Origin of the sequence: Deinococcus sp., assembly GCF_030523985.1 — a bacterium.
In the GTDB taxonomy this organism is placed as follows: Bacteria; Deinococcota; Deinococci; order Deinococcales; family Deinococcaceae; genus Deinococcus.
The window spans coordinates 1-8,952 of record NZ_JAUNHK010000102.1; the positions used below are offsets into that span (position 1 = coordinate 1).

At 65.8% G+C, this 8,952-nt stretch carries 10 protein-coding genes; 4 read left to right on the forward strand and 6 right to left on the reverse strand.

Annotated elements, in window-relative coordinates; genetic code table 11:
• Positions 1-108: 108 nt before the first annotated feature.
• From Q4C89_RS12390 to Q4C89_RS12415, 6 genes are all read right to left on the reverse strand, one after another.
• Complete coding sequence (locus Q4C89_RS12390) at positions 109-315, reverse strand: tautomerase family protein (protein WP_303102930.1); 207 nt, start codon at positions 313-315, stop codon at positions 109-111.
• Positions 316-396: 81 nt separating this feature from the next.
• Positions 397-636, reverse strand: coding sequence for a hypothetical protein (locus Q4C89_RS12395; protein WP_303102931.1), 240 nt, complete (start codon positions 634-636; stop codon positions 397-399).
• A gap of 2 nt (positions 637-638) precedes the next feature.
• Positions 639-2,057: an anthranilate synthase component I gene (gene trpE / locus Q4C89_RS12400; protein WP_303102932.1), complete on the reverse strand. Its 1,419-nt coding sequence runs from the start codon at positions 2,055-2,057 to the stop codon at positions 639-641.
• Between the two features lie 229 nt (positions 2,058-2,286).
• A complete protein-coding gene (locus tag Q4C89_RS12405; protein ID WP_303102933.1) occupies positions 2,287-2,922 on the reverse strand; it encodes a PepSY-associated TM helix domain-containing protein in 636 nt (211 codons plus the stop codon).
• Positions 2,900-3,508: a DUF2271 domain-containing protein gene (locus tag Q4C89_RS12410; RefSeq protein ID WP_303102934.1), complete on the reverse strand. Its 609-nt coding sequence runs from the start codon at positions 3,506-3,508 to the stop codon at positions 2,900-2,902. The genes Q4C89_RS12405 and Q4C89_RS12410 overlap by 23 nt, the downstream gene beginning before the upstream one ends.
• Before the next feature lie 127 nt (positions 3,509-3,635).
• Positions 3,636-4,580, reverse strand: a complete 945-nt coding sequence (locus Q4C89_RS12415; protein WP_303102935.1) for an FAD:protein FMN transferase — start codon at positions 4,578-4,580, stop codon at positions 3,636-3,638.
• A 237-nt stretch (positions 4,581-4,817) separates the two neighbouring features.
• On the opposite strand from Q4C89_RS12415, the gene rimP reads away from it, so the two are divergent.
• The 4 genes from rimP to infB all read left to right on the forward strand — a co-directional run bounded on the left by rimP (position 4,818) and on the right by infB (position 8,725).
• Positions 4,818-5,306, forward strand: coding sequence for a ribosome maturation factor RimP (gene rimP / locus Q4C89_RS12420; protein WP_303102936.1), 489 nt, complete (start codon positions 4,818-4,820; stop codon positions 5,304-5,306).
• Between the two features lie 53 nt (positions 5,307-5,359).
• Positions 5,360-6,553, forward strand: coding sequence for a transcription termination factor NusA (gene nusA, locus Q4C89_RS12425; protein WP_303102937.1), 1,194 nt, complete (start codon positions 5,360-5,362; stop codon positions 6,551-6,553).
• A gap of 13 nt (positions 6,554-6,566) precedes the next feature.
• Positions 6,567-6,836, forward strand: a complete 270-nt coding sequence (locus tag Q4C89_RS12430; RefSeq protein ID WP_303102938.1) for a YlxR family protein — start codon at positions 6,567-6,569, stop codon at positions 6,834-6,836.
• Between the two features lie 83 nt (positions 6,837-6,919).
• A complete protein-coding gene (gene infB / locus Q4C89_RS12435) occupies positions 6,920-8,725 on the forward strand; it encodes a translation initiation factor IF-2 (RefSeq protein ID WP_303102939.1) in 1,806 nt (601 codons plus the stop codon).
• Positions 8,726-8,952 lie beyond the last annotated feature (227 nt).

Sequence of the window (8,952 nt, forward strand, 5' to 3'; positions counted from 1 at the left end):
GGGTCGCGGTAGAGGTGGGTGCCGTCCTCGCCGCTCGCCGCCGTCCGCAGGCAGATGTCGTAGAGGGCGTCACGGTCAACGGGCCGCGCCCGACGAACGCGACAGGATTCAGCAGTTGGGGTCATAGGTCAGGTGCAGCTCGTCGCCCAGTTGCCCACGAATGCCCCAGTGGGCCGCAGGCGTTTCGATGAGGGTGATTTCCAGATCGGCGGGCGCGAGGGCCAGCGCCGCCCCCAGTTCGGCCTGAAGGCGGCGAATCAGGGCGCGGAGGGTCTGGGGCTGGCGGCCCTGAAACAGGTGAATTTCCAGAATCATACGGGACTGAACTATTCTTCGGAGATATCGGAAGAGCGCCGCCATCTCCTTCGCGCCGTTCAGTCCCGTATTCTCTTCTGCTCACTCCGTTCGGAAAAATAGCTTGGATGCCCAAACTATTTTTCGAAGCAGTATCAGATAAGCCTCGCTGCGGTCCGCCGGATGAATGAAATCCCCGGCCTCTAGCGCGAAAAATCGGTGGAACCTCTTGTCGGCGGGCAACCCCAGCACGTCCTGCATGGCCCGCTGAACCGCGTCCGAGATGACCTGCCGCCGCGCCCGCAGATACCCGGCGTGACCGTAAATCTTGACCTGGGCCATCCTTAAAGCCCGCCCGCCGCCAGTTCGACCGCCCGCATCAGCGCCGCCACCTTGTTGCGGGTTTCCTGTTCTTCGGCCCTTGGCACGCTGTCGGCCACCACGCCCGCCCCGGCCTGGATGTGGACGCGGCCCCCGGTAATCACCATCGTGCGGAGGGTCAGCGCCATGTCCATGCTGCCGTCGAAGGCGACGTAGCCGAAGCAGCCGCCATACGGCCCCCGCCGCACGGGTTCAAGTTCGTCGATGATTTCCATCGCCCGGATTTTGGGTGCGCCGCTGACCGTTCCCATCGGCAGCACCGAGGCCAGCGCGTGCAGCGGCGTCTGCCCCTCGCGCAACTCGCCGCGCACGCCGGACACGATGTGCATAACGTGGCTGTAACGCTCGACAGAAAAGGCGTTTTCGACCTTGACCGTGCCGTAGGCGCTCACCTTGCCGATGTCGTTGCGGCCCAGGTCCACCAGCATCAGGTGCTCGGCGCGTTCCTTTTCGTCGGCCAGCAGTTCGGCGGCGAGGGCGTCGTCCTGCTCGGGCGTCTCGCCGCGCCTGCGGGTTCCGGCAATCGGGCGGGTGACCACGGCCTCACCGTCGCTCCGCAGCAGGCTTTCGGGACTGCTGGCGACCAGCGTGACCTCACCCAGCGCCAGATACCCCAGGTACGGGCTGGGGTTGACCCGCCGCAGGGCGCGGTAGAGCGCGAACGGGTGCAACTCGCCCAGGTCGGCGGAAAACCGCTGCGACGGCACGAACTGGAAGATGTCGCCCGCGTGGATGTACTCCAGGCCCTGCCTCACCACGTCCATGTACTGGTCGGGCGTGTGGTTGCTGACGAACTGCGGGGCGGGCACAGGTGCTTGCCCCGGCTCAAGCGTGCCGGGCACGGCGGGCAGCGGCCCACGCAGGCGGGCGAGCAGCCGCTCCACCTCGGCCTGGGCCTGGGCCTGCTCGGGGGCCGTCGCCACCACCACCAGCCGGTGGCCCAGGTGGTCGAAAATCACCATGCCACGCGGCGCGACGAACAGGGCGTCGGGCACGTTCAGTTCGTCGGGGTTGCTGTTCGGCAGCTTTTCGTAGGCCCGCACGATGTCGTAGGCGGCGTAGCCCACCGCGCCCCCGACGAACGCAGGCAGCCCCGGCGGCAGCGTGGCGGGCCGGGTCGTGACCGTGTACAGACGGGCCAGCGGGTCTCCTTCCTCGCCGTCGAAGTCTCCGAACAGGCCCGTGCTCGTCACCCGCCCGTCCCGGTAGACGAACTGGCCCCGTTCGCCCACCCCGATGAAGGAGTAGCGGCCCAGTTTCTCGCCCGCTTCCACGCTTTCGAGCAGAAAAGACACCGTTTCGCCCTGCGCCGCCTTGAGGTAAGCGGTCACGGGCGTGTCGAGGTCGGCATTGAGTTCATGGGTCGCCAGATGGATGGGCATGGGCAAAGACTCCTTGGACGAAGAGAGGGGGGCGGCGAGAAGAGGGACAGCGAGAAGGGCATGAAAAAAGCGCCCACAGCCTACAAAAGCCGGGGCGCGTGCGAAAGCGAAAAAGGGTGCAGCACTCAGACCCGGACGAGGCCGGGCCACCACTGAGCGCGGGGCAGGAACATGGGGTCAGGATAGCGGCAGGGTGGGGGAAAGGGGGCAGGGAGTGTCTAGCCGACGCTCAGCGCAGCGCCACCCAGCTCAGCACCAGCAGGAGCACCGAGCCGAGGCCCATCACGCTCAGGGCTTGCACGCGGGTTTTTTTCAGGAACAGCAGGATGCCGATGCCTGTCAGGGCCACCACTGCCAGAAAAATGCCGCTGAGGTCAATCAGCCACTTCCATGAGCCGGGGGCGTCACGGCCCTTATGCAGGTCGTTCATGACGGCTACAGCCCCTTGCTGAAGGATGTCCACCGTGTAGTTGCCTGTCGCCGTGTCGATCACGGCGGCGGCGTTGTAGCCAGGGGCCAGAAAAGTCACGCTGGCCTCGGTGCCGTCCACACGGGGTTCGTCGGCGCGTCCGTGCAGATTTTGCTGTTCGCGCAGGGTTTCGGCGGTGGTCAGCCAGTCCACCTGCCCATTTTTGATCCAGCCGCTCGGGAGCGTACCCGTCACCTGTTTCTCGACTTCCCGTGTGCCGAAGGCCCAGTCGGGATGGTTGAGGGTGATGCCCGTCAGCGCGAAAAACAGCACCGCCAGCAGGCTGATCATGGACGTGTAGGTGTGCAGCCAGCGCAGCCACCTGTTCGTTTCGGCCTTGCGGTTGGGACGGCGTGCGGGACGCGCCGCGACTTCAGGACTTGGCGAAGCTGACATTCACGGCCTCGATGTCGCCATTCGCCCCCAGGCTCTTTTTGAAGGCGCTGGCCCCGACGCTTACCTTCTGGCGCACCAGGCTGTACGGCCCGTGCTCGCGGCCCGACTCGACGCAGACATAGTAGTCGCCCTGCGGCGCGGCGGCGTTCTTGTCGGTCTTGCCGTCCCAGGCCACCGCGTAGGTGCCGGGGTTGCGGGTGGCGCTGCTGACGGTGCTGACCAGGGCCGAGTTCTCGCGCACCCAGCGGCGCAGCCCTTCTTCGAGCCAGCGTGGGTTCAGGCGGTTTTGCTGCACCCAAACGGTCAGGTTGCGAACCGTCTTGCCGCTGGCGTCCTCAATCCAGACCGCCACATAGGGGCGCTTGACCCGGCCCGTCGCCTTGGTCGCCACCGTGAACTGAATATCGAGCTTCATGCCGCTGGCCCAGGCTTTGCTCTGCACAGTGGCGGCGTCGGCCAGCGAACCGGGCAGCACACGAGACACGCCCAGCGCGGCGGTGGCGACGGCCAGTTTGCCGAGGAAGGAGCGGCGGGTTTGCGCGGTGTCGGTTGGAAGGGCGTCGGTCTGGTTGGTGGGGTTGGACATGGTGAATTCTCCTGATGAGGGCAGAGGGTCTAAGGGTTTAAGGGGGAAAATGTCGTCCAGGGCAATCTTTTTCTGTCGCCTTCCCTCTTCGCGTGCCAGAGCATGGCCCGGCGGGGTTAGGCCAGTGTTAACGCCCGGCCCAGCCCGCGCTGGCGTACCTTGCCCCGGTTCGCGTGACCACCAGCGCGGCGCAACCGGGCGTCCCCTCGACCAACTTCAAGCCCTCCGGCACACTCAGCACACTGAGGGCCGTTGCCAGGGCGTCGGCGGTGGCGCAGTCGGGCGCGGTGACGGTCACGCCGGGCACGTCCTGCACGGGCTGCCCGCTGCGGGGGTCGAGCAGGTGCGAGTGCCACACCTCGCCAATTCGGTAGCCCCGGTGGGCGCTGCCACTCGTCGCCAGGGCCGCGTTCCGTACCTTGACGCGGGTGATGGGCGGGGCGTCGTCGCGGGCCGTGAAGGGGTCGGCAATGTCCACGCCCAGGCCACTGCCCCCCAGGGTTCGCAGGTCGCCCCCGGCATTGACCAGCACGGCCCGCACGCCCGGCGCGGCAAACGCCGCTTCTGCCGCTCTGTCCACAATCAGCCCTTTGGCAAAAGCATTCAGCCCCAGCGCAAAGGTGGCGTGCAGCGTGGCGGTGCCGTCCCCGTGGCGTGTCCACAGCGGGTCTCGTAGCCGTTCCACCTGCCGGGCGAGCCTGACCGGGTCGGGCGCTCCTCCCCGCGCCGCCGCTTCCTTCCAGATGGCCCCCAGCGCGTCGGCCCCAGCGTGAAAGGCTCCGCCCGTTACCCGCTGCCAGTGTTCGGCGCGTTCGAGGACGGTCAGCAGGTCGGGCGACAGCTTGACCCGCTCGCCGGGCCGGGCCAGCCAGCGCGAAAGCTCGCTGTGCGGGTCGAAGCGGTTCAGCACGTCGCGCAGCCGTTCGAGTTCGTCCAGCGCGGCTGTTTCGGCGGCCTCGGCCTGGGCGCGGGAGTTGGCGACCACCTGCACCTCGACCTCGGTGCCCAGCATCCGCTCATAGACGCTGTGCAGGCGGTAGGGCGGCAGCAGGCGGGCCAGGATTGCGGTCATGGCCCCAGCATGGCGTGGGAGGGTTAAAGGGGCGGGAAAGACCGGAGGCGACTGAAGGCGGAAGAACCTTTTCTCAGCCTTTCGACTCTCAGCCCCTTAGACCGCCCCTGCGCTATACTCGGGTTCAAATCCTCAAACGGAGGGTGGGTGCTGAGTTTTTCGGCTCCACCTTTTTTTGTGGAGGAGGTGGTGAGACGGCTGACCCCGGAGACGGTCTTTGGGCGAGGCACGAACAATATGAATAACAAAGCGAATAACAACTCAGACCTGGCGGCCCGGCTGTTTGCTCTGGCAGACGGCGCGGTACGTCCCCTGGGCTTCGAGGTGCTGGAAGTCACGCAGGGGCGCGACGGCGGCGACCTGATTGTGCTCGTTCGCATCGACCGACTGGACGAACAACCCGTGACCATGGACGACCTGACGGGAGCGAGCCGCGCCGCCGAGGCCGAATTTGACCGCGTCGACCCCATCGAGGGCGAGTACCGCCTCGAATTCGAGTCGCCCGGCGGCAAGCGGCCCCTGTTGCGGGCGCGGCACTTCGAGCGGATGCTGGGCCTCAAGGCCAAAGTCCGCAGCCTGCCCGGACGGGGCGACCACAATTTCACCGCGCCCATTCAGGCCGTATCGGGCGACCGCGTGACCTTCGAGCGAGCGGGCCAGAGTGTCACGGTGAACGTCAGCGACATTCAGGCGCATCTGGCCGAGTTTCCTGACCGCCACCGCTGAATTGCCGGGTCGCCCCCTCCCCTTTCCCCCCCATTCAAAGGAGAACATCCCCCATGTCTCAGGACGTGAATTTCGCGGACGCCCTGCGTGAAGTGGCGCAGTCCCGCAACATCAACGAGCTGCAACTCATCGAGGCCTTCGAGCAGTCGCTCGCCCAGGCCTACCAGCGCAACGTGGAACCCGACAAGCGCATCGAGGTTCACCTCGACCCCCAGTCCGGCGTGCTGGAAGTGCTGATCGTGCGCGAAGTGGTCGAGAAGGTCGAGAACGAGGACACCCAAATTTCGCTGGCCGACGCCCTCGAACTCGACCCCGGCGTGGAAATCGGCATGGAAATGGAATTTCCCGTTGACCAGGAGAAATTCAGCCGCATTGCCCTGCAAGCCGCCAAGCAGACCCTGACCCAGAAGATGCGCGAAACCGAGCGCAACGTGGTCTTCAACGAGTACAAGGACCGCGAAGGTCAGGTGCTGACCGCCCAGGTCGTCCGCAGCGACAACAAGGGCAACTGGTTCGTCGAACTCGGCGCGGGCGAGGCGATTTTGCCCCCCCGCGAGCAGATTCCCGGCGAGAAGCTGACCCCCGGCAACCGCGTCAAGATCTACCTCAAGGAAGTCCGCAAGACGCCCAAGGGACCGACCATCCTGGCCTCCCGCGCCGACGAAAGGCTGCTCGACTACCTGCTCAAGCAGGAAATTCCCGAAGTCGCCAACGGCATCGTGGAAGTCAAGGCGATTGCGCGTGAAGCCGGGCAGCGCTCCAAGGTCGCGGTGTTCTCGCACAACGGCAACGTGGACCCCATCGGCGCTTGCATCGGGCACCGTGGCAACCGCATTCAGGCCGTGACCGGCGAACTGGGCCGCGAGCGCGTGGACGTGATCCTGTGGGACGCCAACACCCGCGAATTCATCCGCAACGCCCTGTCGCCCGCCAAGGTCGGCCCGATTGAAGTGCTGCAAGACAGCCGCGACGCCACCGTGACCGTCACCCCCGACCAGCTCTCGCTGGCGATCGGCAAGGGCGGGCAGAACGTGCGCCTCGCCGCCAAGCTGACCGGCTACAAGATCGACCTGCGCGAAACCGCCGCGATCAGTGACCTCGACGCCGCCATGCAGCAGGCGCTTCAGGAAGAGCAGGAAGGCGGCAGCGAAAGCAGCGCCGCGCAGTCGGCCTTCGACGCGCTGTTCAAGGACTCCAAGTCGGTGGCGACCGCCAGCCCCGACGACCTGAACCCCGACCAGGAATAAAGGGAGAAGCCGGGTGTCCGCCGCCAAGTCCAGTCCTGAGACCCACGTCCCCGAGCGTACCTGTGTCGCCTGCCGCGCCAAGCGTCCCCAGGCCGAACTGCTGCGGCTGGTGCCGCAAGCTGCGCCGCCTTTCTGGGCCGTGCAGCAGCGCGGGCGCACCGGGCGGGGGCTGTACCTCTGCCCCGACCCCGCGTGCTGGCAGGAAAAGGGACTGCGCCGTGCCTTTAGACAACAGGCCGCCGCGCTCAGCGAGTGGCTGCGGCAGACCCATCCGGCCCCCTGACCCTTATCCATTTCCATGAACACCGCGAGCCGAACCATGTAGTTCCCCGCTCTCTCTCTGTTTCACTCACCCGGAGGTGAGTCATGTCAAAAGTGCGAATCTATACCCTCGCCAAAGACCTCGGCGTCGAAAACCAGAAAATGCTCGAAATCCTCGACGGCCTGGGCGTGTCCTACAAGAGCGTCAGCAGCACCATCGAAGAAGACACCGTCGAACTGATCAAGCAGATTCTGGAAGAAGAAGGCTCGGCCCCCGCCGAAACCGCTGCGGCCCAGGCGACCGCGCCGGAGCAGGCCAGCGAGGAAAAAGCCCCCGCCCAGGCTGAACCCGGGCAGCCCGAAGCCGAAGCCCAGGCCGCCGAAGAAGCGCCCGCCAAGGAAATTCCCCACCGCGCTCCTGTCGTAACCATCATGGGTCACGTGGACCACGGCAAAACTTCGCTGCTGGACTACATCCGCAAGACCCGCGTGGCCGCCAAGGAAGCGGGCGGGATTACCCAGCACGTCGGGGCGTTCGAGGCCAAGACCAGCAAGGGCAAAATCGTCTTTATCGACACCCCTGGTCACGAAGCCTTCACGACCATCCGCGCACGCGGGGCGAACGTGGCCGACGTGGCGATCATCGTGATTGCCGCCGACGACAGCCTGATGCCCCAGACCCGCGAGGCGATTGCCCACGCCCAGGCCGCCAAAGTGCCGATGATCGTGGCGATCAACAAGGTGGACCTGCCCCAGGCCAACCCCGAGAAGGTCAAGCAGGACCTGACCCAGCTCAACCTCGTGCCCGAAGAGTACGGCGGCGACCTCGTGGTCGTGCCCGTGAGCGCCAAGACGGGCGAGGGCGTGGAAGACCTGCTGGAATACATCAGCCTGACCGCCGAACTCGAAGACCTGCGGGCCGACCCCAAGGGGAACTTCAGCGGCGTCATCATCGAAGGCAAGGTGGACAAGCAAGCGGGCGTGCTCGCCACCGTGATGGTGCAGGAAGGCACGCTGCACGTCGGGGATTTCCTCGTCGTGGGCGAGAGCTACGGCAAGATCAAGGCGATGACCGACAGCAACGGCGGGCGCATCAAGGAGGCTGGCCCCTCGACCCCCGTGCAGATTCTGGGCTTTTCCGAAGTGCCCCACAGCGGCGAAAAGGTGCTGAGCGCCAAGAACGAACACGCCGCCCGTGACATTGTGGCGCAGCGGGCCAGCGACCGCCGCGAGGAGGAAGACGCCCGCGAACGCCGCAAGGCCCAGCGCAGCCTCGCCGACCTGCTCGGGCCGCTCGGTGAAACCCGCACCGTCAATCTGGTGCTGCGGGCCGACACTCAGGGCAGCCTGGAAGCCATTCAGGGCATCCTGGCCCGCAAGGAAACCGACGATGTCAAGCTGAACGTGATGCTGGCGGGCATCGGCGCTCCCACCGAGGGCGACGTGCTGCTGGCCTCCACCGCCGAGGCGCAAATCCTATGCTTCAGCGTGACGCCCTCGGGGGCCGTGACCAAGGTGGCCGAGAACAAGGGCATCGAAATCAAGGCCTACCGCATCATCTACGAGATGATCGACGAGGTGGACCGCCTCATCAAGGGCAACCTTGAACCCGTGTTCGAGGAGCAGTACCTGGGCCGCGCCGAAGTTCGCATGGTGATCCGCCACCCCAAGAGCGGCAACATCGCCGGGTCGTACATCACCGACGGCATGTTCAAGCGCAACGCCAAGGCCAAAGTCACCCGTGGCAAAGAAGTCGTGTACGAGGGCACCGTGGTGGGCCTCAAGCGCTTCAAGGACGACGTGCGCGAAGTGCAGCAGGGCTACGAATGTGGCATCAACCTCGACTGGAACGACGTGATGGAAGGCGACATCATCGAAGCCAGCGAAATGGTGGAAGTCGAACAGGCGTAAGACTGAGGGCAGAAGGCCGATAGCTGATGGCTAGAGGCGGAAAGAGGGGCAGTTCTCCGTGAAGGGGAGCTGCCCCTCCTGCTTTTTTTATGCTGGGGCCTATGCCGCTGCTTCCCATCACTGTGCAGGCGGGGCCGTTCACCCTGCGGCCCTTCGAGAAAAAGGACGTACCCAGCATCATCGCGGCGTCGCACGACCCGCTGATTCCGCTCATCACCACGGTTCCC

What these genes read in the sequence shown, in the direction of transcription:
- Q4C89_RS12390 (WP_303102930.1), bottom strand. Translation starts at nt 315, where the DNA reads ATGATTCTGGAAATTCACCTGTTTCAGGGCCGCCAGCCCCAGACCCTC.
- Q4C89_RS12395 (WP_303102931.1), bottom strand. Translation starts at nt 636, where the DNA reads ATGGCCCAGGTCAAGATTTACGGTCACGCCGGGTATCTGCGGGCGCGG.
- trpE (WP_303102932.1), bottom strand. Translation starts at nt 2,057, where the DNA reads ATGCCCATCCATCTGGCGACCCATGAACTCAATGCCGACCTCGACACG.
- Q4C89_RS12405 (WP_303102933.1), bottom strand. Translation starts at nt 2,922, where the DNA reads ATGTCAGCTTCGCCAAGTCCTGAAGTCGCGGCGCGTCCCGCACGCCGT.
- Q4C89_RS12410 (WP_303102934.1), bottom strand. Translation starts at nt 3,508, where the DNA reads ATGTCCAACCCCACCAACCAGACCGACGCCCTTCCAACCGACACCGCG.
- Q4C89_RS12415 (WP_303102935.1), bottom strand. Translation starts at nt 4,580, where the DNA reads ATGACCGCAATCCTGGCCCGCCTGCTGCCGCCCTACCGCCTGCACAGC.
- rimP (WP_303102936.1), top strand. Translation starts at nt 4,818, where the DNA reads ATGAATAACAAAGCGAATAACAACTCAGACCTGGCGGCCCGGCTGTTT.
- nusA (WP_303102937.1), top strand. Translation starts at nt 5,360, where the DNA reads ATGTCTCAGGACGTGAATTTCGCGGACGCCCTGCGTGAAGTGGCGCAG.
- infB (WP_303102939.1), top strand. Translation starts at nt 6,920, where the DNA reads ATGTCAAAAGTGCGAATCTATACCCTCGCCAAAGACCTCGGCGTCGAA.